General features: G+C 56.9%; 18 protein-coding genes, 1 tRNA gene, 3 rRNA genes and 2 pseudogenes (1 of these 24 only partly in view). 5 read left to right on the top strand and 19 right to left on the bottom strand.

What is annotated here, in order from left to right:
- Position 1: 1 nt before the first annotated feature.
- Complete coding sequence (gene dibA / locus AOC04_RS19655) at positions 2–1,924, bottom strand: phosphodiesterase DibA (RefSeq protein WP_060696259.1); 1,923 nt, start codon at positions 1,922–1,924, stop codon at positions 2–4.
- A gap of 149 nt (positions 1,925–2,073) precedes the next feature.
- Between dibA and desA the strand changes: the two genes are divergently transcribed.
- Positions 2,074–3,258: a delta-9 fatty acid desaturase DesA gene (gene desA, locus AOC04_RS19660; protein WP_060696999.1), complete on the top strand. Its 1,185-nt coding sequence runs from the start codon at positions 2,074–2,076 to the stop codon at positions 3,256–3,258.
- A 188-nt stretch (positions 3,259–3,446) separates the two neighbouring features.
- On the opposite strand, the pseudogene AOC04_RS19665 reads toward desA, so the two are convergent.
- The 3 genes and pseudogenes from AOC04_RS19665 to gabD form a co-directional block, all read right to left on the bottom strand.
- Positions 3,447–4,040 (bottom strand): annotated as a pseudogene (locus AOC04_RS19665) (HDOD domain-containing protein); the annotation flags it as partial.
- A gap of 130 nt (positions 4,041–4,170) precedes the next feature.
- Positions 4,171–5,454, bottom strand: coding sequence for a 4-aminobutyrate--2-oxoglutarate transaminase (gene gabT, locus AOC04_RS19670; protein WP_060696260.1), 1,284 nt, complete (start codon positions 5,452–5,454; stop codon positions 4,171–4,173).
- A 175-nt stretch (positions 5,455–5,629) separates the two neighbouring features.
- A complete protein-coding gene (gabD, locus tag AOC04_RS19675; RefSeq protein ID WP_003438213.1) occupies positions 5,630–7,072 on the bottom strand; it encodes an NADP-dependent succinate-semialdehyde dehydrogenase in 1,443 nt (480 codons plus the stop codon).
- Positions 7,073–7,420: 348 nt separating this feature from the next.
- On the opposite strand from gabD, the gene AOC04_RS19680 reads away from it, so the two are divergent.
- From AOC04_RS19680 to AOC04_RS19690, 3 genes are all read left to right on the top strand, one after another.
- Positions 7,421–7,497 (top strand) — tRNA-Arg (locus AOC04_RS19680).
- A 396-nt stretch (positions 7,498–7,893) separates the two neighbouring features.
- Positions 7,894–8,493, top strand: coding sequence for a GDP-mannose pyrophosphatase NudK (nudK, locus tag AOC04_RS19685; protein WP_060696261.1), 600 nt, complete (start codon positions 7,894–7,896; stop codon positions 8,491–8,493).
- A gap of 24 nt (positions 8,494–8,517) precedes the next feature.
- Positions 8,518–8,934, top strand: a complete 417-nt coding sequence (locus tag AOC04_RS19690) for a VOC family protein (protein WP_060696262.1) — start codon at positions 8,518–8,520, stop codon at positions 8,932–8,934.
- An 86-nt stretch (positions 8,935–9,020) separates the two neighbouring features.
- On the opposite strand, the gene AOC04_RS19695 is transcribed toward AOC04_RS19690, so the two are convergent.
- The 10 genes from AOC04_RS19695 to AOC04_RS24350 form a co-directional block, all read right to left on the bottom strand.
- Complete coding sequence (locus tag AOC04_RS19695) at positions 9,021–10,505, bottom strand: YdgA family protein (protein ID WP_060696263.1); 1,485 nt, start codon at positions 10,503–10,505, stop codon at positions 9,021–9,023.
- 138 nt (positions 10,506–10,643) lie between these two features.
- Positions 10,644–11,279 carry a hypothetical protein gene (locus AOC04_RS19700; RefSeq protein WP_060696264.1) on the bottom strand — a complete coding sequence of 212 codons (636 nt, stop codon included), beginning with the start codon at positions 11,277–11,279 and terminating at the stop codon, positions 10,644–10,646.
- A 108-nt stretch (positions 11,280–11,387) separates the two neighbouring features.
- Positions 11,388–12,833: an efflux transporter outer membrane subunit gene (locus AOC04_RS19705; RefSeq protein WP_060696265.1), complete on the bottom strand. Its 1,446-nt coding sequence runs from the start codon at positions 12,831–12,833 to the stop codon at positions 11,388–11,390.
- Positions 12,830–13,732 (bottom strand): efflux RND transporter periplasmic adaptor subunit, encoded by a 903-nt coding sequence (locus AOC04_RS19710; protein ID WP_060696266.1) that lies wholly within the window; start codon positions 13,730–13,732, stop codon positions 12,830–12,832. Before AOC04_RS19710 ends, AOC04_RS19705 begins: the two co-directional genes overlap by 4 nt.
- Positions 13,729–13,938, bottom strand: a complete 210-nt coding sequence (locus AOC04_RS19715; RefSeq protein WP_060696267.1) for a DUF1656 domain-containing protein — start codon at positions 13,936–13,938, stop codon at positions 13,729–13,731. The genes AOC04_RS19710 and AOC04_RS19715 overlap by 4 nt, the downstream gene beginning before the upstream one ends.
- Complete coding sequence (locus tag AOC04_RS19720; RefSeq protein ID WP_060696268.1) at positions 13,935–16,025, bottom strand: FUSC family protein; 2,091 nt, start codon at positions 16,023–16,025, stop codon at positions 13,935–13,937. The genes AOC04_RS19715 and AOC04_RS19720 overlap by 4 nt, the downstream gene beginning before the upstream one ends.
- Positions 16,022–16,453, bottom strand: a complete 432-nt coding sequence (locus tag AOC04_RS19725) for a MarR family winged helix-turn-helix transcriptional regulator (RefSeq protein WP_060696269.1) — start codon at positions 16,451–16,453, stop codon at positions 16,022–16,024. The genes AOC04_RS19720 and AOC04_RS19725 overlap by 4 nt, the downstream gene beginning before the upstream one ends.
- A 100-nt stretch (positions 16,454–16,553) precedes the next feature.
- The gene (locus tag AOC04_RS19730; RefSeq protein ID WP_060696270.1) at positions 16,554–16,811 is read right to left on the bottom strand and encodes a DUF2789 domain-containing protein; all 258 of its coding nucleotides are present in this window, start codon (positions 16,809–16,811) and stop codon (positions 16,554–16,556) included.
- Complete coding sequence (locus tag AOC04_RS19735; RefSeq protein ID WP_237178883.1) at positions 16,792–18,369, bottom strand: glycosyltransferase family 39 protein; 1,578 nt, start codon at positions 18,367–18,369, stop codon at positions 16,792–16,794. Before AOC04_RS19735 ends, AOC04_RS19730 begins: the two co-directional genes overlap by 20 nt.
- Positions 18,370–18,587: 218 nt before the next feature.
- Positions 18,588–18,719, bottom strand: coding sequence for a hypothetical protein (locus AOC04_RS24350; protein WP_257719958.1), 132 nt, complete (start codon positions 18,717–18,719; stop codon positions 18,588–18,590).
- On the opposite strand from AOC04_RS24350, the gene AOC04_RS19740 reads away from it, so the two are divergent.
- A complete protein-coding gene (locus tag AOC04_RS19740) occupies positions 18,703–19,341 on the top strand; it encodes a GntR family transcriptional regulator (protein ID WP_237178967.1) in 639 nt (212 codons plus the stop codon). The two genes, AOC04_RS24350 and AOC04_RS19740, sit on opposite strands and share 17 nt — an antisense overlap.
- Before the next feature lie 65 nt (positions 19,342–19,406).
- Here AOC04_RS19740 and AOC04_RS24545 read toward each other — a convergent pair whose 3' ends face one another.
- The 5 genes and pseudogenes from AOC04_RS24545 to AOC04_RS19760 form a co-directional block, all read right to left on the bottom strand.
- On the bottom strand, positions 19,407–20,192 hold the full coding sequence (locus tag AOC04_RS24545; RefSeq protein ID WP_418054954.1) for a methyl-accepting chemotaxis protein: 786 nt from the start codon (positions 20,190–20,192) through the stop codon (positions 19,407–19,409).
- Between the two features lie 117 nt (positions 20,193–20,309).
- Positions 20,310–21,287: pseudogene (locus AOC04_RS24550) on the bottom strand (cache domain-containing protein); the annotation flags it as partial.
- A gap of 312 nt (positions 21,288–21,599) precedes the next feature.
- A 5S ribosomal RNA gene (gene rrf / locus AOC04_RS19750) occupies positions 21,600–21,715 on the bottom strand.
- Between the two features lie 105 nt (positions 21,716–21,820).
- A 5S ribosomal RNA gene (rrf, locus tag AOC04_RS19755) occupies positions 21,821–21,936 on the bottom strand.
- Positions 21,937–22,090: 154 nt separating this feature from the next.
- Positions 22,091–24,180: ribosomal RNA gene (locus AOC04_RS19760) — 23S ribosomal RNA — on the bottom strand (it continues 804 nt past the right edge of the window).

Genomic DNA, 24,180 nt, shown 5'->3' on the forward strand with positions numbered 1-24,180 from the left:
CTCAGGAGCGAATGGCGGGGGCTCGCTGCCAGTCCAGTTCATTGGCGGGCATCGGGCGACCAAACCAGTAGCCCTGCCCAAGATCGCACTTCAAGTCGAGCAGGAACCGCGCCTGCCCGACTTGCTCGATACCCTCGGCATGAACCTGCAGGCCCATGCTTTGCGACAACGCGATGACCGCCCGAACAATGGCCACGTCATCATTGTCGGAAGGTAGCCCCGCGACAAATCCCTGATCGATCTTGAGTTTCTGCACCGGCAATTGCTTGAGCCGCAGCAAGGACGAGAACCCCGTTCCAAAGTCGTCGATGGCCAGTCGCAAACCCAGCTTGCGCAACCGGTTCATCTGCTCAAGCGCACCCTGTGAATCTTCCATCACTGCACTCTCAGTGACTTCCAGCTCCAGCAGCGCAGGATCCAGTCCGGTATCCGCCAGCACCGTGGAAACCAGGGTGTACAGCTCGGGGCGAGCAAACAAACGGCTGGAAATATTCACCGCCACAAACGACAGCGCCACTCCGGCAGATTGCCACTGACACATTTGCCAACAGGCTTGTTCCAGGACCCAGGCGTCGATTTCGGCAATCAGCCCGGTACGTTCGGCAATTGGAATGAACTCCCCCGGCGACACCAGTCCACGTTGTGGATGCTGCCAGCGCACCAGCGCTTCGACTCCGATCAGATGACTGGTCTGCAGATCGTGGACCGGCTGGTAGTACACCCGCAGCTCCTGCTGCTCCAGAGCCCGGCGCAGATCGCTGGCCACCTCTATCCGGTACTGCGCGAGGGCGGTCAGCTCTTCGGTGTATAAGGCATAGCCTTCGCGCCCCGCCTTTTTGGCCTTGAACAAGGCCGAGTCTGCATTGCGCAGCAGTTGCTCGGCGTTCAATGCATCGTTGGGGAACACACTGATGCCGACACTGGCGCTTATAAATAACTGATGCCTGTCGATTTCAAAAGCGCCTTTCATAACCTCTAGCACCTGTTGCGCCAGGGCAGCAGCCTGCGTCACTTGCGGGCAACTTTCGACCAGCACCGCAAATTCATCACCGCCCAGCCGGGCCACAGTAAAGCCTTTGCCAAACACGCTCTGCAAACGATCCGCGACGGCCTTGAGCAACAGGTCACCCACGTTATGGCCGAGGCTGTCATTGATGATTTTGAAATGATCCAGATCGATCATCAGCAGCGCGCAGCCAGACTTTAGGCGTTGCGCCGCCGCCAGTGTCTGCTCGGTACGATCGGTGAATAACAACCGGTTGGGCAGGTCGGTCAGCGGATCGTGATGCGCCAGCCGAGTCAGCTCGGTCTGGGACTTTTTAATCGCCGAAATATCGCTAAAGACCGCGACGTAGTGAGTGACCTGCCCCTCGGCATCGGTGATCGCACGCACGGTTTGCCACTGCGGGTAGATCTCGCCGCTTTTGCGCCGGTTCCAGATCTCGCCGTGCCAATCACCGTTTTCCTGCAATGACTTGAACACCGCGGCATAGAACTGCGGACCATGGCGGCCCGACTTGAACATATTGGGCCGTCGCCCCAGCACCTCTTGCGCCGGGTAACCGGTGATTTCAACCAGGGCGCGATTGACATGCACAATCACGCCATTGCGGTCGCTTACCAGCACTCCCTCACGGGTACAGTCAAACACCACTGCCGCCTGGCGCAAACGCTCCTGATCCTGACGCTGGCGCTTCGAGTTCACGCCCTGGCCGAGAAAACCGGACAGGCGGCCAAGGACAAGAAAAATCAGGATCGTGGTTATAAACGCCCAAACGTAGCCATTTATGAGCTGCCAATGGGCTAACTGAGCCGAATTATCGAAATAACTGTTCAATAAATGATCAGTTATTTGCAGCCAGAAAACCGATAACAGCCCGTATGACAAGGCCGCCCGCAAGGCATCGCGATAAGAAACCGACATAAGAAAGTTAAAGCACCTACAAAAAAAGAGGAATCATAGTGTAAGAAACATCCGGGCACTCTTATCTGAAAGGGTGACTGGTTTTATCTGGCTGCATGGGGATAATGCGTGTTGCAGTTTTTTTTACCTTCCCGAGGGCCAAACAGCCTATGTGGTACAACGGTTTTCTCGACTTGTCGGCCTGGCAACTGGTTGCAGTCACCCTGTTGATGACCCACGTGACCATTATCGGCGTCACGGTCTATCTACACCGCTATTCAGCGCACCGCTCCCTGGAGCTTAACGGTGGCCTGAAACACTTCTTCCGTTTCTGGCTGTGGCTGACCACGGCTCAAAACACCCGCGAGTGGACAGCCATCCACCGTAAACACCATGCCAAATGCGAAACCGTTGATGACCCGCACAGCCCGGTCATCAAAGGGTTATCGACCGTTTTGCGAAAAGGTGCAGAGCTATATCGCGAGGAAGCGCAGAATCCGGAAACGCTGCGTATTTATGGCAAGAACTGCCCTGAAGACTGGATTGAACGCAATCTGTACTCGCGCTACAAAATGCTGGGTGTCAGTTTGATGCTGGTCATCGACCTGATGCTGTTCGGCGCCATCGGCCTGACGATCTGGGCCATTCAGATGATGTGGATCCCGGTATGGGCTGCGGGCGTGGTCAACGGCCTGGGCCATGCCGTGGGCTATCGCAACTTTGAATGCCGCGATGCGGCGACCAATCTGGTGCCATGGGGCATCATCATTGGCGGCGAAGAGCTGCACAACAACCACCACACCTACCCTAACTCGGCCAAGATGTCGGTCAAGAAGTGGGAATTCGACCTGGGCTGGGCTTGGATCAAAGTCTTCAGCTTTTTGCGTCTGGCCAAGGTTCAGCGTGTTGCCCCGATCGCCCACCGGGTTGAAGGCAAGGGCAGTCTGGATATGGACACCGCGATGGCGATCCTCAACAACCGCTTCCAGATCATGGCTCAATACCGCAAGCTGGTGATCGCGCCGCTGGTGCAACAAGAGCTGGCCAAGGTCGATCATTCGGTTCGTCACCAGTTCCGCCGCGCCAAGCGCCTGCTGTCGCGTGAAACCAGCCTGTTGGAAGAGCGCCATCACCAGCGTATCGAAACCATGCTCGAGCATAGCCACTCGCTGAAAGTGATCTACGAGAAGCGTCTGGCCCTGCAACAGATCTGGCTCAAAACCAGTACCAATGGTCATGACATGCTGGCGGCGATCAAGGAATGGGTGCATGAGGCAGAAGCCAGCGGCATTCAGTCGCTGCGCGAGTTTGCCCATCAGCTGAAAACCTACTCGCTGCGTCCTGCAACGGTATAAAGGCAACACGGCTCCCACATGACCGGTGTGGGAGACTGCAATGCCTGTGGATCGCGATACTGGGCAATAACCTTGTGAGAGCTGGCTTGCCAGCGATTGAGTTACCAGATACTGATTGAAATATCGCGGTATCTGCATCGCTGGCAAGCCAGCTCCCACATGTAGTTCGATCACTCAGATGCTGTTTTCTATGGCGCCTGAATCACCCGCGCCAACTCTGACGTGCCAACTCTCAGCAACCATGCCGTTTTGCAGCTGGCCAACTCGATGATCTGCTCTGCACCCGGCATATTCACCATCTGTCCCGCAAGGTTCATTACCAGCGCCTCACGGGAATACACCCCACCGCCCAGGTGTTAGATCGCCGCAATCAACTCGCGCAGCTCCAGCGGCAAGCGCCAGCGTGTGCGCAAGGCTGAGCCATAGGCGGCTCCGAACTCTGCCGGGGACTCGTCAATAACCCGGGGGTCGAGCTCGCCACCGGTCTGCTGCCACTCCTGCAAGCAGCGCAATAGCGCCAGATCCCCCAGGCGGTGCAGCAGCCCGGCGCAATAGCAGCGTTGCTGATCAAGACTGAGCAGCAACGCCAGCGATTGACCATAATCAGCAGCACGCAGCGACACGGTCCAATGCTTCTCGGCGTAGTCCCACAGACAAGTATCGCTCAACTGCGCGCCGTGTTTGAGTGCCAGCCCAAGCACCAGATTCATGCTTTGGCCCGGACCTAATCGCTGCAAAGCCTGTGACAGGGTCTGCGCAGGGCTCACCCGATGTTGATCGGCGTAAGGCCTGCACCTTAGTCAAAGGCAGCCGGTGGATACAGAAAAAAGCACTCGAATGAATAACTCAAACCCAAAAAAAACCGCCGAAGCGGTTTTTTTGTCTATCGAGTCACAACTTGCGAGTCAGGACTCAAGCCAGTTCAGCGAAGCACTCTTCGATAATGGCCAGGCCTTTGTCCAGTTGCTCGTCTGGCGAGGTCAGCGGCACCAGCACGCGCAGCACGTTGCCGTAAGGGCCGCACGACAGCAGGATCAGACCCTTGTCACGCGCCTTGGCCACTATTTGAGCCACGGCTGCTGCGTTCGGCTTGTGCGTATCACCGCCTTCAAACAGCTCGACTGCGATCATTGCGCCCAAGGCACGTACATCACCGATAACCGGGTACTTGGCCTGAATAGCCTTGAGGCCAGTGACCAGACGCTCGCCGACTGCCTTGCAGCGATCCAGCAAGTGCTCTTCTTCAAACACTTCAAGCACTGCCAGGGCAGCTGCGCAAGCAATCGGGCTACCGGCGTAGGTACCGCCCAGGCCGCCTGGGGCGATAGCGTCCATGTATTCGGTCTTGCCGCACACACCGGCCAGCGGGAAGCCGCCAGCGATGGATTTGGCGAACGTGGTCAGGTCGGCAGTCACACCCATTTGTTCCATGGCGAAGAAAGTGCCGGTACGGCCAGCGCCGGTTTGCACTTCGTCCGCGATCAGCAGGATGCCGTGCTTGTCGCACAGTTCGCGCAGACGGGCCATAAACGCTTTGGGAGCGACGTAGAAACCACCTTCGCCCTGGACCGGCTCGATGATGATTGCAGCGATGTCTTTGGGCTCTGCGTCATTTTTGAAGATGCGCTCAATGCTGGCGATGGAATCGTCAACGCTGATGCCGTGCAGTTCACACGGGTACAGGGCGCGGAAAATACCGCCTGGCATCAGGCCCATGCCGGCCGAGTAAGGGACGACTTTGCCGGTGAGGCCCAGGGTCATCATGGTACGACCGTGGTAAGCACCCGTGAACGCAATCACGCCGGCACGGCCAGTGGCAGCACGGGCGATTTTCACGGCGTTCTCGACCGCTTCGGAACCGGTGGTGACCAGCAGGGTTTTCTTGTCGAAATTACCCGGTACCTTGGCGTTGATTTTTTCGCACAGCTCTACGTACGGCTCGTAAGCCAGTACCTGGAAGCAAGTGTGGGTCAGCTTGGTCAGTTGCTCTTGCACGGCGGCAATGATTTTCGGGTGCAGGTGACCGGTATTCAGTACTGCGATACCGCCCGCGAAGTCGATGAACTCACGACCCTCTACGTCGGTAACAGTGGCGTTCTTCGCCGATTCGGCGAAGATCGGGTGAATCTGGCCAACGCCGCGCGGGACAGCGGCTTCACGGCGTTTCATCAGGGATGCGTTGGTCTTGTTGCTCATGGTGTCCTCATTCGCCGCGAATCAAACGGCGTGGTTCAAAGCTGACGCGCCTGGGAGACAACAATGCCAGCATGCGATGATCGACTGGCATGGCGTTCCCGGCCACAGAAATTAACGATTTGAAACACAGAGGGGGCAGCGCTCTCGTGCCCCTCCTGCTGAACCACCCGCCGGGTTAGATGCCCAGGCAGAGATATTTGATTTCCAGGTAGTCTTCGATGCCGTACTTGGAGCCTTCACGGCCCAGGCCCGAGGCCTTGATGCCGCCAAACGGTGCGACCTCGTTGGAAATCAGGCCCGTGTTGACGCCAACCATGCCGTATTCCAGGGCTTCAGCCACACGGAATACACGGCTCAGGTCACGGGCATAGAAGTACGACGCCAGACCGAACTCGGTGTCGTTGGCCATCGCGATCACTTCAGCTTCATCTTTGAAGCGGAACAGAGGCGCCAGCGGACCGAAGGTTTCTTCCTTGGCCACGGCTGCGTTTTTCGGCACGTTGATCAGAATGGTCGGCTCGAAGAAGCTGCCTTCCAGGCTGTTACCGCCGCTCAACAGGGTCGCGCCTTTGCTCAGGGCATCGGCAATGTGCTCTTTGACCTTGGCTACAGCCTTGTCATCGATCAGCGGGCCAGTGGTGGTGCCTTCGTCCAGACCGTTACCGATCTTCAGCTTGGCCACAGCCACTTTCAGTTTTTCAGCGAACGCGTCGTACACCGAGTCCTGAATGTACAGACGGTTGGCACAGACGCAGGTCTGGCCGTTGTTGCGGTACTTGGAAATGATCGCGCCTTCGACGGCCTTATCCAGGTCCGCGTCGTCGAACACGATAAACGGCGCGTTGCCGCCCAGTTCCAGCGAAACTTTTTTGATGTCCTTGGCGCATTCAGCCATCAGTTGACGACCGATTTCGGTCGAACCGGTGAAGGACAACTTGCGCACGATCGGGTTGCTGGTCAGTTCGCCGCCGATGTCGCCGGCGCTGCCGGTGACTACGCTCAGCACGCCCTTGGGGATGCCGGCACGGTGCGCCAGCTCAACCAGAGCCAGGGCCGAGAACGGAGTTTGCGAAGCAGGCTTGATGACCATCGTGCAGCCAGCGGCCAAAGCCGGGCCTGCTTTACGGGTGATCATGGCCGCCGGAAAGTTCCAGGGCGTGATTGCAGCGGTCACACCGATAGGTTGCTTGATCACGATCAGGCGCTTGTCCGGCTGGTGACCCGGGATCACGTCGCCATAAATACGCTTGGCTTCTTCAGCGAACCACTCGATGAACGAGGCGGCGTAGACAATTTCGCCCTTGGCTTCGGCCAGTGGCTTGCCTTGCTCCAGGGTCATCAGGCGACCGAGGTCGTCCTGGTTTTCAATCAACAGCTCAAACCAGCGACGCAGTTTGGTTGCACGCTCTTTGGCGGTCAGTGCACGCCAGGCCGGCAAGGCCTTGTCGGCTGCTTCAATTGCACGACGGGTTTCGGCTGCGCCCATTTTTGGCACAGTGCCGATGATTTCACCGGTAGCAGGGTTGTTGACCTTGATCGTCTGACCACCGTCCGCATCCACCCAAGCACCATCGATGTAGGCTTGTTGGCGGAACAACTGTGCGTCTTTGAGCTGCATGTTGGCTTTCCTTAACAGCACCGCGCAGGCGCGGAGCGAATTATTGATAGTAGAAAGGCGCCATGGAAGGCTGCCGTCAGGAAGTCATTCACTGCCAAAGTATCTAAATGACGCACAAAAATGTTGCCGTGCGGTTCAGCACTCAGACAAGAGCGTTTGAAATCTCAAACGAATCCTAGGGTCAATAGGGGTAAAGGACAATAGGCTGTTCGAAAAAAAGAACAAGCGGCCATCTTTCACCCGTTTTTCACCCGGCCCCCATTAATAGCTCATAACGCGTCAGGAAACACCTCACGAATCAGCAGCATGGACGTACGACACACAGATGAGTATTATGGCGCCCGCATTGCACCAGTAGCTCAGCTGGATAGAGTACTGCCCTCCGAAGGCAGTGGTCGTGGGTTCGAATCCCGCCTGGTGCACCAAAATCATGTTTCTAGTTGTCACCTGATACCTACGAAGCATCCGACAAAGCCCGCCCTGTGCGGGCTTTGTCGTTTCTGCATGCCCCCCTCATCCTGTGGCTGCCCTTAGAGGTCGATCTTGATCGGACTCGGCGCGGTGATTTCATCGAACCTCAGCCCGAAAGAGCTGATCAGAAAATGATGCGCCGGCCCAATGCGGCGCGGCCATCAAAGCCCCGACAGGCACAAAAACTGCTGCACGCCTGATCGCGCTACCAGACATGTACGATCACGGGGCATCGGCTGTAGATAGCCTGCTCCGGACATTGCCGTCGAGGCGGTTCAGTCTTATCGTTCCCCGGCCCTGCTGAAGCCGCGCGCCAGCAGCCTCAATCGCACAAAACATGGAGTGAAATCATGAAGCAAGCCACGCCCACCAAGGATCGTGTGCGGATCAGGCAAGTAGAAGTGCTGTCGGACAACTGGTACGTGCTGCGCAAGACCACTTTCGACTTCCAGGGCCGGGACGGTATCTGGCGAACTATGTCGCGCGAGACCTATGACCGCGGTAACGGCGCCACGATCCTGCTGTACAGCACAGTGAAAAAGACAGTGGTACTGACCCGTCAATTCCGCTTTCCCGCCTATGTCAACGAGCATGACGGCCTTCTGATTGAGACCTGCGCAGGGCTGCTGGACCAGGATGATCCACACACCTGTATCCGCAAGGAGACTGAAGAGGAAACCGGCTATCGCATTGAAAACGTGCGTAAGGTTTTTGAAGCGTTCATGAGCCCCGGTTCAGTTACCGAGCGCCTGCACTTCTTTGTCGGGGAATACTCTGACCAGGACAAGGTCAGCGAGGGGGGAGGCCTTGAAGCCGAGGGGGAGGAGATCGAAGTTCTGGAGTTGCCTCTGGACGAAGCGCTGGCCATGATCGACACCGGAGAGATCAAGGACGGCAAGACCATCATGCTCTTGCAGTACGCGAAGCTACAGGGGCTGATGGACTGCTGATTTTCGCACTTCGGGAGGTTGCTTATGTATAGCCATATCCAGATCGGGGCACGCGATGTGCCGGCGCTGGCGGTCTTTTATGATGCGGTGCTGGCCACTCTGGGCCTGGTGCGCATTGTCCATGATGATGAAGACAGCGGGCCTGCGGGAGCGGGATGGCAGCGCCCCGGGCTTTACTGGCCACAGTTCTATATTCAGACACCGATCAATGGTTTGCCCGCGACGTGGGGCAATGGCGTACAGGTGAGTTTTGCCGCGCCCTCGATTGAGCAGGTAGAAGCGGCCTGGCTCACGGCCTTGCGGCTCGGCGGCACGGATGAGGGCGCTCCGGGCAAGCGGCCACAATATGGCGACGATTATTACGGTGCTTATTGCCGTGATCCCGAAGGCAACAAGTTGTGCTTTGTGTTTGCCCGGTCGATGGCGACCCAGCAGAAGTAACTGCACTTTTGTTCTGTAGGAGCGAGCTTGCTCGCGATCTGTTAAGAAAAGATCGCGAGCAAGCTCGCTCCTACGATTTGCAGCGTTTACAGACGGTCGGGACCAGCGCCAAAGCGGGTCACCATCACGTTGATGAAGTCTTCGAGGGTCATGTTTTGACCATTGAAGTCCACTTCCCCTGCGGCGTAGTTGAGCGATGCCAGGATGTTGTTGCCATCCACTTTTGCCAGGCCGGTCTGTACCGCCATGACGCCAGCCATTTCGCTGTTAGTGCTGGCCATCTTCTCGATGGTTTGCGGGTCAGTCTGGCCAGCCAGTTGCGCCTGTACAGCGGACAAGTCGGCGATCATGGGTTTGGACAGCTGCAGCTTGGCATCCAGCGAGGTCAGCATTTGCTTGGTGACTTCGACCGGCGGTTGCTCAAACGAAGTCGGCTGAGCCAGGCTCACGGCCACGTTGAACTGGCTTTCGCCATTGGTGGTTTTGAGCGTGAGTTTTTCCAGCGCCAGCTGTGGCTTGGCCGCCAGCAGTTTTTCAACGTCGGCTTGCATCTGCGCTTGTTCTGCCGGGGTCAACTGCGCCACAGGCATTGTGCCGTCGGCTTGAGGCTGGAATTTGGTTTGATAGATCTGCAACAACGACTGCATGGCCGGGATGTCCAGGCTGCTGGCGGTCATGACCATTTGCGCGCTGCCCACTGGCTTGTCGTCCAGTGTAATGTCGCCCACGGTGTAGGACAGGCGTCCCGACATCAGGCTGCCATTGGCTGAAGCCGAACCTGCGTATTCGAAGTTTTTGATCTTGGCCACAGATTGGCGTTCGCCAAAGGTCAACTGGCCCTCGCTCAGCTCCAGAATATTCTGGCCCAGGTAGAAGCCATAGGCGCTTTTAGTCAGGTCGCTGGCCAGGGTCAGACCATTGAGCTCGACGCGAACCGGCGGTTGCCCGGGCGTGGCGGCCTGAAGAATCAGATGGTCCATGTAGCCTTTGGCCTTGAGGTTTTTACCCTCGGCATCGGTCTGGCCATCCATGGTCAGCCCGGAGAAGCTGACATTGGAGTTCTCATCAATGGTGGCCTCAAGCGGCAGCAGTTCCATGTGCCCGTCAACCGAGCGGTTGTAGCCCAGGGTCACCTGCCCTTTGAGCGGCGACTGGTCCTTGGCTGCTGCGAACCATTTCTCAGTGAACGGGGTCTTTTCCAGCGCGTAATTGCTGGTCGCCATCACTGGCATCCACTTGAAGGTCTTGATGCGCGACCATGGCAACGGACCATGTTCGATGTTATCCACAAACAGCAGTTCTACCGGTTGGGCATCGGGGCCGGCGGAGTCATCCTGCAGGTTCACCCGGTAGTGCGCAGTGCTGCTGTAGAGGTGGCGATCAAGAGAAACCAGTTCGATAGTGCCGTGGGTGGTGGTGCCTTGCAGCTGAGACGCCAGCTCCTTGTTGGCTTCCTGGATCGAGGTCTTGAGCACATCTTCGATCTTGGTGCCGGTGTACCACGCGCCTGCGGTGTTCAGGGCACCTGCAATAACAACAATCCCTACCAGTACGCCTAATGGTTTATTCATTAATTGACCCGTTCAATGTCCGTTGTGTTGAAAGATATGCGGTCTTTGGCAAGCCCGTCATAGGCCCAAAAGTGCCTGCAGGTTAACACCGGCAATGGATGGCCGCTGTTATTCAAGCAATAACAGGGGGGGTACAGGTCAGGCGTAACGCAGCTCCATTTCATCGAGTTGATGGTCGAAACTCTTGAGGCTGGCGCTCCAGGTGTACACCAGAACCTCCAGTTCGTGATCGACCGAGGTTTCTCCCGGGGAGTTGAAAGATATATCTGAATAATCCAGCTGATATCGCTCGCGGGCCATGGCCGCCGCTACATCCGAAAGGGCGTGGGCGTGGTCGACCCATTCGCGCTCCTCAGACGCCAGCGCCTTGTCGAGTTTCAGGCATTGTAGTTTCAGGGCATCGAGGCTTTTTTCCAGCGGGGTACCGGTAAGTTCTCCCATGAACTCCTGGAAGGTGCGGCCCGGCTGCCAGTAACTGCCCCAGAAATAGCGATCGAATACGGTCTCGACGCGGCGCAGCGCGACTTTGGTGTCCCAAATCACCACGCGCGTCAGGCCCCGCTCTGTTTGCCGCTGCTGGATTTTGCGGGTTTGTACGGACGCCCAGGCCACTACCACGATGGCCATTACGGCAATCAGGGCACTGGCGCTGTCGAGGAAGATCATGGCCTTGTCGATCTGGTGCGCCAGCATGATGCCGTAGAAGTAGGTTGCCGAAAGCAGCACCAGCGCTACGACCGCGCACCAAAAACCGGGAGCATATGGATTTTTCATTATTAGTATTCCCATCAAGCACTGCCTGCGCGATGGGGAAGGACTTGAGACCCGCTAACGCCCTGAACCATCGTTGCGAAACCGCTACTTCAGAGCATAGCAACGCTGTCAGGGTTTCGCGTGTTTCGGGGCTTGCGCCTGTGCATTTTCCCAGCCGCCGCCCAGGGCCAGGAACAAGTCGATCTGGCTCATGGCAACCTGGGTATTGGCAGCCGCCAGTTGCGCTCGCACATCGGTGTAAGTACGCGTGGCCTGCAGGTCTGCAAGGAATGATTCACGCCCAGCCTGGAAGAACTGGTGGGTTTGCTCGGCAGCTGTTTTAGCCGAGTCTCCTGCCAGGGCCAGGGCATCACGACGCTCAAGCAAGGCGGTGTATTGCACGAGGCTGGTCTGGGTTTCGCGAATGGCGTTAAGCACCACGCCGTCAAATTTGGCCAGCGCCCCTTGGGTGACTGCCTCGGCCTCACGAATCCGGGCCCGCGAGCCGTTGGTCGGGATGGTCCAGCTCAGCAGCGGGCCAAAGCCCCAGCGGTTGGTCGGCGCAGTGCCCAGGTTTTCCAGCAGGCCCACGGTACCGACAGTCGCGCCAATGCTGATGTCCGGATACAGCGAGCCGGTAGCGACACCGATCTCGGCAGTTGCGGCTGCCAGATGACGTTCAGCCTGACGTACGTCCGGGCGACGCTTGAGCAGCGCCGCACCGTCGCCCACGGGCAACAGTTGGGCGATGTGCGGCAGTTCTGCGCAGCTGGCAACGCCGGCAGGCAGTTGGTCGAGAGGTTTGGCAAGCAGCATCGACAGGCGGAACAACCCGGCCTGACGCAGTGCCTGGTATCGCGGAAGTTCGGCGCGCAATGATCTGAACTGGGTTTCCGAACGCGTAACCTCAGTTTCGTCGCCCCGGCCCGCATCGCGCAGACGCTGAGTCAGCTGAGTACTTTGCGATTGCAGTTGCAGCGACTCTTCAGCGATATGCTGCTCTTCGTTGGCCGCACAGACTTGCGTATAGGCGCGCACCACGTCGGCAACCACAGTGATACGGGCCGTATCAGCTGCTGCCTGGGTGGCATCGGCATTGGCCTGCGCCGCTTCGATACCGCGCTGCAATGTGCCCCACAGGTCAAATTGGTACGAGGTGCTGAGGCCAAGATCACCGACGTTGCCCACCGGGACCTTATCGGCCAGCAGGAACGCTTCACCGGACTCCTGAAGACGCTGGGCGCCCGCCTTCACCGAGCCGCTCCATCCACCTGCCGACTGCGCCTGCTCAACTTGAGCCCGTGCACGCGACAGGTTGGCTGCAGCCACACGCAGGTCTGTGTTGGAGGCCATGGCCTGGCGCACTAACTCGCTCAGTTTCGGGTCCTGGTAGAGCTTCCACCAGTCAGTGGGGACTGGCGCCGACACCACATTCGCGCCCTCACCCGCCAGTTCGCCCTGCAAATCAGGACGCTGCATGGCCGAATCCTTGGGCAAATGGTAATCAGGCCCTAGCATCTGGCAGCCAGACAGCAGCAAACCCAGCCCTACGGCTGCCAGGTGGACAGCTTTCATTGCGCAGTCTCCTGTGCAGGTTTGTCTTTGGGGGAGTCCGGGATGATCGATACGGTCGCGGTACGCCCGGCGATCATGCGGAAATCGGCTGGCACCTCATCAAACACGATGCGCACGGGAATCCGCTGTGCCAGGCGCACCCAGCTGAATGCCGGGTTGACGTTGGGCAGCAGGTTCTGGCCGCTGGTGCGGTCGCGGTCTTCGATACCCGCCACGATGCTTTCGACATGGCCGCGCAAGCGCGCATTGTCGCCGATCACGCGGATATCAACGCTCTGGCCGACATGGATGCCGTCCAGTTTGGTTTCTTCAAAATAGCCGTCGATATGGAACGAGCCGCTGTCGACAATCGACAGCACGGGCTTGCCGGCCGTGACGAACTCATTAACCCGAGGGGCACGATCGTTGACATAGCCATCCACCGGGCTGCGCACGACGGTGCGATCCAGGTTGAGCTGGGCGCTGTCCACGGCGACTTCGGCTTCAGTCAGTGCTGACTGCGCGCGCAGTTCTCGCGACTGGCTTTCTTCCAGCTGCTCGCGGGCAACCAGGTTGCCTAACCCCCGGTTACGTTTGCTTTCGCGCTGGGCCTGGGCCAGCGTCTCCTTACGATCGGCAACCACCGCCTGGGCCTGGCGCAAGGCCAGCCGGAAACGATCCTGATCGATGATGAACAACACCTGGTCACGGGTGACCGGCTGGTTGTCACGCACATCCACTTGCTTGATCAGGCCAGACACGTCGGGGGCAATTTGCACCACATCGGCGCGGATATGCCCGTCGCGGGTCCAGGGGGCAAACATGTAATACATGGTCATGCGCCAGACCACGACGCAGGCAAACGCCACCACCAACAAGGTGAGAACGACACGGCCCAGGGTCAATAAAGGTTTTTTCATGTCATTAGATATCGACTAAACGAATCCACAACGCCGAGTAGCAAAGCGTAGAGACCGACGTTGAATAAAGCCCGGTGCCAGACCAGGCGGTAAAAGTGCACGCGCGTAAGTAGCGCGTGAACCAGCAAAAACAGTAAGTACGTAATACCCATCAACACCAGAAGCGTGGGCAGAAACACCCCGCTGATATCTACGTCACCGATCATAGCGGCGCTCCGTCAATGCCATGGGCATGGGACTGTGGCATGTCGTGTTCATCAACGATGAACTCCACACCCGGTAACAGGGACAAGCGCAAGCCGCTCAAGGCGTGGAGCAGGTGCACCCGCGCTTCGCCCTCGTCTTGCAGGTCATGCACGTTCAGCGCGCGACGGGTGCGGTCCATGGTCATTTGCAGGCCATTGGGTATTGGCAGACGCTCACCGGCCTTGAGGCAGGCACTGAAGTATTCACCCACTTCACTGACCACCTGGCGTAGCAAGCGTTGCCGCTCGCCGGTTACCCGTGGCGAATAGGCCAGCAAATCCAGGAGATTAAGTGCAACTCGCAAGTCTCGCAGGGCACTGCCGGTGTCCTGCCCGGTCATCGCCAGACGCGGCAAGTGCTGCATCAGGCGATCAAGCATTTGCGCGCCCATGTGCCGGTGCTCGGCCAGGGTGGCCGGCTGGGTGAGCGAGACGATATCGCCCCAGCTGAAACGCGTCAGACGTTTGGACGCCAGCTCGGCACCGAACGGGCGGGCTATCAGGGTCCAGACGAAGGCAAACAGCAGGCCGATGGGACCGGCCAGGTTGGCGTTGATGAACATCATGAAATCTGCGTCGTAGGCACCCTGAATGCTGATAAATGAGGCGGTGTTGACGATGGTCAGCAAGGTCCCCAGATAAAAACGCGGTTGCACTGTCAGTGTGCCGACACAGATAAAGGGCACCGCGAAAGCCAGCACCAGCATCGGAAAATCGTGCAGGTTGGGCAGGATCACAAACAGGTACAGGCTGGCGAACAAGACCGACAGCGAGGTCCAGAAAAAGAACCGGTAGATCTGCGGGGCCGGGTCGTCCATCGAGGCAAAAAAACTACAGGCCACGGCCGCCAGAATCACGGCGCTGGCGCCGTCGGTCCAGCCGAGCAGGATCCACAACACACAGGCAACGACAATCGCAGTGACCGTGGAAAATGCGGAGTAAAGCATCAGCCCGCGATCGAGAAAGGGGGTCAGCCGGCCCAGGCGCCAATGCCGGTAAACCGCGCGCCAGGGATCTTGGCTGCCGGTTGCAATCGCCTGTTGCAGACTGCGGCAGTCTTGCCACAAATCGATCCACTCGCCCAGCCGATAGAGCGCATTGGAGAACACCAGATGGCGTCGGTCATCCAGCGCCTCTGCACTGGGCTGCAGGAGTTCGAGCTCATGGCGCAAGGCCTTCCAGGTCTCGACCGGGGCACCTTCGCGCGTGCTGTCGAGCCAGTCCCGGGTTTTCGCGAGCAGGGGCATTATTTTGTCCACCTGCTCGGGGGTGCGACGCTCCAGGGCATAAAGTGCATCGTCCAGTGCGTCTACCACCGGCAGCAGGTTAATCATGCGCCCGCGCAGTTCTTTGGTGTTGCGTACGGTCTGCGGCAAAGCACCTTCGTGGGGCAGTTGACCGATCATCAGTTCCAGACTGTTGAAGGTCGCCACCATGGATGAGCGCAGGCCGCTGGCTTTGCTCGGCTCCACATCGCGGGCCAGAAAGTGTTTGCTGTAGTTGGCCGCATCGTCAAACCACTTGGCCGCCGAGTCGACAAATACCGGCGCCAGACGCCGGGGCCAGAACATGCTGCCCACCACTGCGGCGCAGACAATTCCGAGCATGATTTCTTCGGTACGCGAGACTGCGATGTCGAATACGTTGAGCGGGTTGTCCACTATGGGCAACGCAATCATGGGCATGGTGTAGCCAGCAAGCATGAAGATGTAGCTGTTTGCCGTGCGCAGGTGCAGCGACAGAAACAGCAGGATGCCGGTCCAGAGTGCGATCACCAGCACCAGTAAAAACGGGGTCTGGACAAACAGCGGCACAAAGAACACGGCCGCCGCAGCCCCCAGCAATGTGCCCAGGGCACGGTAGACGGCTTTAGAACTGGTGGGGCCGACGAAGGGGCTGGAGACGATGTAGACCGTGGCCATAGCCCAATAGGGACGGGGCATTTCCATTAACAGGGCGATATACAGCGCAATCATTGAGGCGGCAAAAGTGCGCACGCCATAGAACCAGTCGCGGGCGGGCGGCATGCTGCTGAAAAAACCGTTCAAGAAGCGGCTCCATCAGGCAATTGGCCGGCGGCCTCGAAAGCCTTGATTACGCGCAATGCGGCTTCCTGGTCTGCCACTGAAACCCCCGCCAGCGCTGTACGCCTGAGCTGTACAAGCTGCGCCTCAATCGACTGTACCAACGAACGCCCGGTGTCAGTCAGGCTCAGGGTTTTTGCCCGGCGATCGCTGGCGTCTTCATGACGCAGCACGTACCCGGCCTTGCACATCTGATCCAGCAAGCGCACCAGTGACGGGCTTTCCATCCCGGCGGCCTGAGCCACGGTGACCTGGCGCACGCCTTCTCCCAGACGGCCGATAATCAGCAGCGGCATGGCGCAGGCTTCGGAAATTCCGTAGTTGACCAGCGTGGCCTGGCAGACGCGACGCCAGTGGCGAGTCGCAACCACCATACCGGTGCTGATGCTCATTTGGAGTAAATCGAGAGTGTCAGGCAAGAGGCATCACATAATGTTAGTTTGCTAACTATTAATATTGCGCGGGCAAATGCTCTCAGTCAAGTGTTGCAATTTAATTCTGCTTACCGGTGACCGGTTTTGTGCGCAGCATCAGATTCAATTGATCAACGACCTCTGCCCAGTCGGCATCTTCATTTATTTCATCGCGCAAGAAAGCCGCTTGTGCCGGCGTCCAGAAAAACGCCTCGTGTAACTTCAGCTCCGGTTTGAGCGGTGAGTGCGAAGAGACAAATTTCTCTATATCTGCAGGCTCGGACGGCAGGCCCAGCTGCTTGAACAATGAGGGAAGGCTATGGGTGGGTGCTTGCATCAGAGAAACTCCGGTCAGGGTGGACGCATGCGGCGCCCGCGCAGGTCAAATATAGTCGAGCCTGCGTGTCATCGACGGTTAAGTCCTGAGCTTTGTACCAACCCCGCGGAATCGGGGCAAAGTCGTCCGGTTGCACCTTGCTGCTGATTAACCAGATACGCCCCGTACCCGCAGGCAGATCCGTCAGATGGTCGACGTAGATTTTTGCGCCATTGGCGTTCACCAGCGTGCCAAAACCGTAATTGTTCGGCCGCCCTGATGAACCATCCTCCAGCGGCGGCGTGTAGAGCATGGGTACAGAACCAGTCTTGTTGTAATAGACGTAGCTGAAGTACCAGAACAGATCACTGACGACAATTCGGTCGCCCGGCAAAAACTGCTGATTAACGTGTTCAACCAAACGGTCGAAATGATCGGCATCGCTGGTGAAGTTACTGCGTAAACCCGCCATCTCGGTACCGACAAACAGCGTCAACAGCATGATGGCCAATGCGCGCCGGTGTTTGAACAAACGATCGACCGCTAGCGCAACAATCAGCGGCAAGCCCAGCGCAGCAAACATCACATAGCGCTCGATGAACAGCGGCGAGACAAACGAGATGGCGTAAATGGCCAGGATCGGCAGCAGGGTGTAGATCACGATCAGCCGCGTGAATCTGTGCGGCGTTGAATCGCGCACAGCCATCCATACCGCTGCGGCAAACAGCGCAATCGGGCCCAGCCAGAACAATGGCCAGGGAAGGTTGTCGCCTTCGTCCTGAATCAGAAGCTGCCATGTCATGGCCGGTAGAGAGCGGGCATCGACCGCAGGCTCCCAGCCTACATCTCCCCCGCTCTTGAGTTCATCCATGTGTTGCATCAGGTTTAACAGCCCCGGTAGCCAGGGCAGGAACAAGAGCAAGATGCAGGCATTGGCAAGCCACCACGCAGGGCGTTTGATCAACCCACCGGTACTGCGCACGCTCAACAACAGGTACAGCCAGTGGGCGATCACGCAAAAGGCTGTGAAGTAATGGGTATAAAACGCCGCCGCCATCAGCACGCTGTAGACAACCGGATAGCGGTTTTTATGCGGTGCTTTAACCCAGTAAACCAGGGCAATCGTCGCCCCTATCAGCCATAACCCCATGAGTGAGTACATCCTCACTTCCTGGCTATAGCGCACCGCGGTCGGTAACAACGCCAGAAGCAGGCCGGCCAGCAACGCGGCTCTCTGGGTAGCGATCAGGCGCACTAGCCACATGCCCAACAACACAGTCGCGGCACCGGGCAAGACACTGAGGGTGCGAATCGACACGAGGCTGTCGCCGAACAGCGCCATCCAGCCGTGCAACAGCATGAAGTACAACGGCGGATGCACATCATGTGCGGCGTGCAGCCAGATGCCAGCGAACGAGTAATCGCTCAGCATCAGGCTTGAGCCTTCATCACACCAGATCGCAGAAGAGGTGGAGCCATAGAAGCGCATCGCGCAGGCCAACAACAAAATGGCCCATACCCACGGCTGAAGAAGCAATCTGGCCAGTAGGTTGTGAGGCGATTCAAGGACGTGAAGCATTGTTTGGTCCACACCTTTATTACTGAGTACGCCCATCCTTCACCTGCAACTGCGTATTGAGGCTGCACGTGGGCAGCTGGAACTCCGGCGATTGTAGGGCAAGGGGCAGGCGTGTGGTGGGGCCTGATACAAGAAAAGAAACTGGCACAATGAAATCACCCACTCGCAGTCGCGCTAAACTAACTCGTAACATGGTTTGACAAGGATCAGGTCAGTACCTAGCTTTTAATTGGATCCAAATTAACGTCCTGAACCGCCGTAGGTAGCATCAACGTGGCTGTCAAAAACAATCCTTTAAGCAGCATCGAAGTATCCGGCCCCATACCTGCCCATTTGGCCAGATCGGTCATTGAGGAGTCCTTGCGCAACGCTATTCTCGATGGCCGGTTGCCGTGTGGCACCGCGATTCGGCAACAGGCTTTGGCGAGTTTGTTCGGTGTCAGTCGTATGCCCGTTCGCGAAGCACTGCGTCAGCTTGAGGCCCAGGGTTTACTGCAAGTGGTGCAGCATAAGGGAGCGGTGGTCGCCCCTTTGATTGAAGACGACGCGCTGCAAACGTATGAGCTTCGTTTGTTGCTTGAGGCTCAAGCCTTGTGCTTGTCCCTGCCGCTGCTGACCGAGGCAGATTTTGAGACTGCAGCCGGATACATCGAGGCCCTCGAAGCCGAGACGGATTTGAGCAGGACAGGCACTCTCAATCGGCAATTTCATCAGGCGCTTTACTGCAAGGCACCTAATAAGAAATTGCTGGCGTTGATTGATGCAGGGCTTATTGAAGAAGAACGCTTTCTGCGCTTCAACCTTGAGCAGATGAACCTGGGAAAGCTCTGTCAGGACGATCACCGGGCTTTGCTGCGCCATGCCCGCTCCAGAGATATCGAGGCGTGTATCAACGAGCTGGAGCGTCATCTGCAACGCGGGGTAAAAGCCATTACCCACTATCTGGACAGCCAAAAACCAAAACAGCCCTGACGTCAGAAACGCCAGGGCTGTTTAGGTGAGCGCAGGGGAGCAATGGCTCCCAGCGTGTGCGTACATCAGATTTTAAAGCTGTCGACCAACTGCTTGAGGCGGCTGGCTTGCTGCGAAAGGGCGTCGCAGTCCTTGAGGGTTTCGTTGAGATTAACCACGCCTTGCTGGTTCAGCAGGTTGATCTGGTTGATGTCCACGTTCAGGGTTTCAACCACGGCGGTTTGCTCTTCGGTGGCAGCGGCAACCGACTGGTTCATGCCGTCAATTTCTTCGATGCGCTGGGTCACGCTGATCAAACGCGCACCGGCCTGGTTAGCCACCTCTACACTGTCCTCACTGGAAATCTGGCTGGCATTCATGGTGCTGACCGCTTCGCGGGAACCCACTTGCAGCGAAGTAATCATTTTATGGATTTCCTCTGCCGACTCCTGAGTGCGGTGAGCGAGGTTGCGCACTTCATCCGCCACCACGGCAAAGCCGCGACCCGCTTCGCCCGCACGCGCCGCCTCAATGGCTGCGTTGAGGGCCAACAGGTTGGTTTGCTGGGAGATCCCTTTGATCACATCAAGAATGTGCCCAATGTTGTCGGTACTGGCATTCAGGGTTTCGATTTGCTCACACGACACACTGATCTTGCGTGATAGCTCAGTCATCGCCTGGATAGTCAGCTCAACGACTTTTCGGCCATCGTCTGCCTGCTCGCTGGCGCCGCTGGCGTGCTGCGAAGCATCGGCAGCGTTCCGCGCGATCTCCTGAGTGGCGGCCCCCAGCTCGTTGATGGCGGCGGCAACGCTGTTGGTGCGCGCACTTTGTTCATCGGAGCCGATAATTGACGCGTTGGACGATGCCATGACGCGCTCGGATAAGTCATGAACCTGACGAGTCGCCGAGGACACTTCGCTGATCGACGCGTGAATACGCTCTACAAACTGGTTGAATGAGCTGGCCAACTCGCCAAACTCATCCTTGTTTTCAATCACCAGACGCCGGGTCAAGTCGCCTTCACCTTGGGCAATATCCTGCATGGCACGTCCCATGGTGGTGAGCGGGCGCATCAGTACCTGGATCAACAAACTCAAAAGCAGAGCAATCGCTGCTACCGCAATAAACATGGCGATCAATGCCGAGGTGCGGAATTTAGATAGAGGGGCGTAAGCCTTTTCTTTGTCCAGCGACTGGCCGATGTACCAGTCTGCCGATGGCAAACCCGTTACCGGGGTGAAGGAGATAATCCGCTCCTGGCCATTGAGCTGCACTTCTTGAATACCCTTCTGGATTTTCAGAGCGCTGGACGGGTAGATGTCCTTCAGGTTTTTCATGACCTGATCTTTATCCGGGCTGACGATGACCTGGCCATCACCGCTCACCAGAAATGCGTAACCCAAGCCACCGGAATCCACCGAGTTAATAATTTTCACCAGGCTGTCCAGGCTCAGATCACCGCCTACCACGCCCAGCAGTTGACCGTCTTTCTTGACCGGCATGGCGATGGTCACAATCAAACCGCCAACAGCTGCCATGTAAGGCGGTGTGAGCATGGTCTTGCCGGCGCTTACGGCTTGCTTGTACCAAGGGCGCTCTCGCGGATCATAGCCCTCCGGCATTTTGGCGTCGGGGCGCTGAGTGAACACTCCATTGGCTTGACCGACATACGTGAACTGGAAGTTCGACGTGAATACAGGCTGGTCGACCAACCCGGGAAGGTCAGCCTGGCTGCCTTGGTAAGCAACGTTTTGTGCAAGGCTTTCCAGCACCAGGATACGACCGCTCAACCAGTTCTGGACGCTGCTGGCTGTCAGGTTGCCCGCTTGCTGCACCGACGACTCTATATTTTGGTTGATCGTATTTCGCTGCAGATAGTCGTTGTACAAAGTGAACAACGCAAACGCCAGAACCACGACGCCTGAAGCGGCCAGAAGAATTTTATGGCTGAACTTGAGATTCATTGCATGGGACTTCTTATGCCGAAAGGTGGGATGCGTGCGGGGTGAAACATTCCGTGTAGCACTGCAGACAGCTCGTGTTGGTAGCTGTACTGAATGCACGCATTGCTCATCAGGCTGTCGGCACCGATCGAAGAAAACTTAGCGGCTTGTATCGGCTATTTTAAAAAACCGACGAAAGAGCGACCCCGCTGGCCGAGGCATGGTTTAGGGGGAGGAGATGGGGTGGTGTGAAAGAATGGGGGCAGGAGGAATTGCGCCGCGCAAAAAACAAAACCCCTGTCTGCATAAGCAGACAGGGGTTTCGAAATTCAATCTTGACGATGACCTACTCTCACATGGGGAAACCCCACACTACCATCGGCGATGCATCGTTTCACTGCTGAGTTCGGGATGGGATCAGGTGGTTCCAATGCTCTATGGTCGTCAAGAAATTCTGTGGCAGATCCGTTATCAAAACGTGCCTGCGAAAACTTGGGACTTCTATAAAAACAAAATCCCCGTCTGCGTGAGCAGACAGGGATTTTGGAATTTAATCTTGACGATGACCTACTCTCACATGGGGAAACCCCACACTACCATCGGCGATGCATCGTTTCACTACTGAGTTCGGGATGGGATCAGGTGGTTCCAATGCTCTATGGTCGTCAAGAAATTCGGTAGCCAGCGCGTTTACCTTACGGTTAACGTTCCAGCGAATGGGTATGTAATAGATTTGTGTGTTACGCAAACTTTCGGTTTGTATCGTCTTCACACACCGCAACTTGCAGGCTTTGTATTCAAAGCGCAAATTGCTTGGGTGTTATATGGTCAAGCCTCACGGGCAATTAGTATTGGTTAGCTCAACGCCTCACAGCGCTTACACACCCAACCTATCAACGTCGTAGTCTTCGACGGCCCTTTAGGGAACTCAAGGTTCCAGTGAGATCTCATCTTAAGGCAAGTTTCCCGCTTAGATGCTTTCAGCGGTTATCTTTCCCGAACATAGCTACCCGGCAATGCCACTGGCGTGACAACCGGAACACCAGAGGTTCGTCCACTCCGGTCCTCTCGTACTAGGAGCAGCCCCTCTCAAATCTCAAACGTCCACGGCAGATAGGGACCGAACTGTCTCACGACGTTCTAAACCCAGCTCGCGTACCACTTTAAATGGCGAACAGCCATACCCTTGGGACCGGCTTCAGCCCCAGGATGTGATGAGCCGACATCGAGGTGCCAAACACCGCCGTCGATATGAACTCTTGGGCGGTATCAGCCTGTTATCCCCGGAGTACCTTTTATCCGTTGAGCGATGGCCCTTCCATACAGAACCACCGGATCACTAAGACCTACTTTCGTACCTGCTCGACGTGTCTGTCTCGCAGTCAAGCGCGCTTTTGCCTTTATACTCTACGACCGATTTCCGACCGGTCTGAGCGCACCTTCGTACTCCTCCGTTACTCTTTAGGAGGAGACCGCCCCAGTCAAACTACCCACCATACACTGTCCTCGATCCGGATAACGGACCTGAGTTAGAACCTCAAAGTTGCCAGGGTGGTATTTCAAGGTTGGCTCCATGCAGACTGGCGTCCACACTTCAAAGCCTCCCACCTATCCTACACAAGCAAATTCAAAGTCCAGTGCAAAGCTATAGTAAAGGTTCACGGGGTCTTTCCGTCTAGCCGCGGATACACTGCATCTTCACAGCGATTTCAATTTCACTGAGTCTCGGGTGGAGACAGCGCCGCCATCGTTACGCCATTCGTGCAGGTCGGAACTTACCCGACAAGGAATTTCGCTACCTTAGGACCGTTATAGTTACGGCCGCCGTTTACCGGGGCTTCGATCAAGAGCTTCGCGTTAGCTAACCCCATCAATTAACCTTCCGGCACCGGGCAGGCGTCACACCCTATACGTCCACTTTCGTGTTTGCAGAGTGCTGTGTTTTTAATAAACAGTCGCAGCGGCCTGGTATCTTCGACCGGCGTGGGCTTACGCAGTAAATGCTTCACCCTCACCGGCGCACCTTCTCCCGAAGTTACGGTGCCATTTTGCCTAGTTCCTTCACCCGAGTTCTCTCAAGCGCCTTGGTATTCTCTACCCAACCACCTGTGTCGGTTTGGGGTACGGTTCCTGGTTACCTGAAGCTTAGAAGCTTTTCTTGGAAGCATGGCATCAACCACTTCGTTAACTAAAAGTTAACTCGTCATCAGCTCTCGGCCTTAGAATCCCGGATTTACCTAAGATTCCAGCCTACCACCTTAAACTTGGACAACCAACGCCAAGCTGGCCTAGCCTTCTCCGTCCCTCCATCGCAATAACCAGAAGTACAGGAATATTAACCTGTTTTCCATCGACTACGCTTTTCAGCCTCGCCTTAGGGACCGACTAACCCTGCGTCGATTAACGTTGCGCAGGAAACCTTGGTCTTTCGGCGTGGGTGTTTTTCACACCCATTATCGTTACTCATGTCAGCATTCGCACTTCTGATACCTCCAGCAAGCTTCTCAACTCACCTTCACAGGCTTACAGAACGCTCCTCTACCGCATCATCCTAAGATGATACCCGTAGCTTCGGTGTATGGTTTGAGCCCCGTTAAATCTTCCGCGCAGGCCGACTCGACTAGTGAGCTATTACGCTTTCTTTAAAGGGTGGCTGCTTCTAAGCCAACCTCCTAGCTGTCTAAGCCTTCCCACATCGTTTCCCACTTAACCATAACTTTGGGACCTTAGCTGACGGTCTGGGTTGTTTCCCTTTTCACGACGGACGTTAGCACCCGCCGTGTGTCTCCCATGCTCGGCACTTGTAGGTATTCGGAGTTTGCATCGGTTTGGTAAGTCGGGATGACCCCCTAGCCGAAACAGTGCTCTACCCCCTACAGTGATACATGAGGCGCTACCTAAATAGCTTTCGAGG

It is taken from the genome of Pseudomonas versuta, assembly GCF_001294575.1.
GTDB classification, from domain to species: domain Bacteria; phylum Pseudomonadota; class Gammaproteobacteria; order Pseudomonadales; family Pseudomonadaceae; genus Aquipseudomonas; species Aquipseudomonas versuta.

Coding starts and splice junctions, on each gene's coding strand:
- desA (WP_060696999.1), top strand. CDS start 2,074: ATGTGGTACAACGGTTTTCTCGACTTGTCGGCCTGGCAACTGGTTGCA.
- AOC04_RS19715 (WP_060696267.1), bottom strand. CDS start 13,938: ATGATCGGTGACGTAGATATCAGCGGGGTGTTTCTGCCCACGCTTCTG.
- gabD (WP_003438213.1), bottom strand. CDS start 7,072: ATGCAGCTCAAAGACGCACAGTTGTTCCGCCAACAAGCCTACATCGAT.
- gabT (WP_060696260.1), bottom strand. CDS start 5,454: ATGAGCAACAAGACCAACGCATCCCTGATGAAACGCCGTGAAGCCGCT.
- nudK (WP_060696261.1), top strand. CDS start 7,894: ATGAAGCAAGCCACGCCCACCAAGGATCGTGTGCGGATCAGGCAAGTA.
- AOC04_RS19735 (WP_237178883.1), bottom strand. CDS start 18,369: ATGCTTCACGTCCTTGAATCGCCTCACAACCTACTGGCCAGATTGCTT.
- AOC04_RS19725 (WP_060696269.1), bottom strand. CDS start 16,453: ATGAGCATCAGCACCGGTATGGTGGTTGCGACTCGCCACTGGCGTCGC.
- AOC04_RS19690 (WP_060696262.1), top strand. CDS start 8,518: ATGTATAGCCATATCCAGATCGGGGCACGCGATGTGCCGGCGCTGGCG.
- AOC04_RS19695 (WP_060696263.1), bottom strand. CDS start 10,505: ATGAATAAACCATTAGGCGTACTGGTAGGGATTGTTGTTATTGCAGGT.
- AOC04_RS19700 (WP_060696264.1), bottom strand. CDS start 11,279: ATGAAAAATCCATATGCTCCCGGTTTTTGGTGCGCGGTCGTAGCGCTG.
- AOC04_RS24350 (WP_257719958.1), bottom strand. CDS start 18,719: ATGACCGATCTGGCCAAATGGGCAGGTATGGGGCCGGATACTTCGATG.
- AOC04_RS19710 (WP_060696266.1), bottom strand. CDS start 13,732: ATGAAAAAACCTTTATTGACCCTGGGCCGTGTCGTTCTCACCTTGTTG.
- AOC04_RS19730 (WP_060696270.1), bottom strand. CDS start 16,811: ATGCAAGCACCCACCCATAGCCTTCCCTCATTGTTCAAGCAGCTGGGC.
- AOC04_RS24545 (WP_418054954.1), bottom strand. CDS start 20,192: ATGGCATCGTCCAACGCGTCAATTATCGGCTCCGATGAACAAAGTGCG.
- dibA (WP_060696259.1), bottom strand. CDS start 1,924: ATGTCGGTTTCTTATCGCGATGCCTTGCGGGCGGCCTTGTCATACGGG.
- AOC04_RS19705 (WP_060696265.1), bottom strand. CDS start 12,833: ATGAAAGCTGTCCACCTGGCAGCCGTAGGGCTGGGTTTGCTGCTGTCT.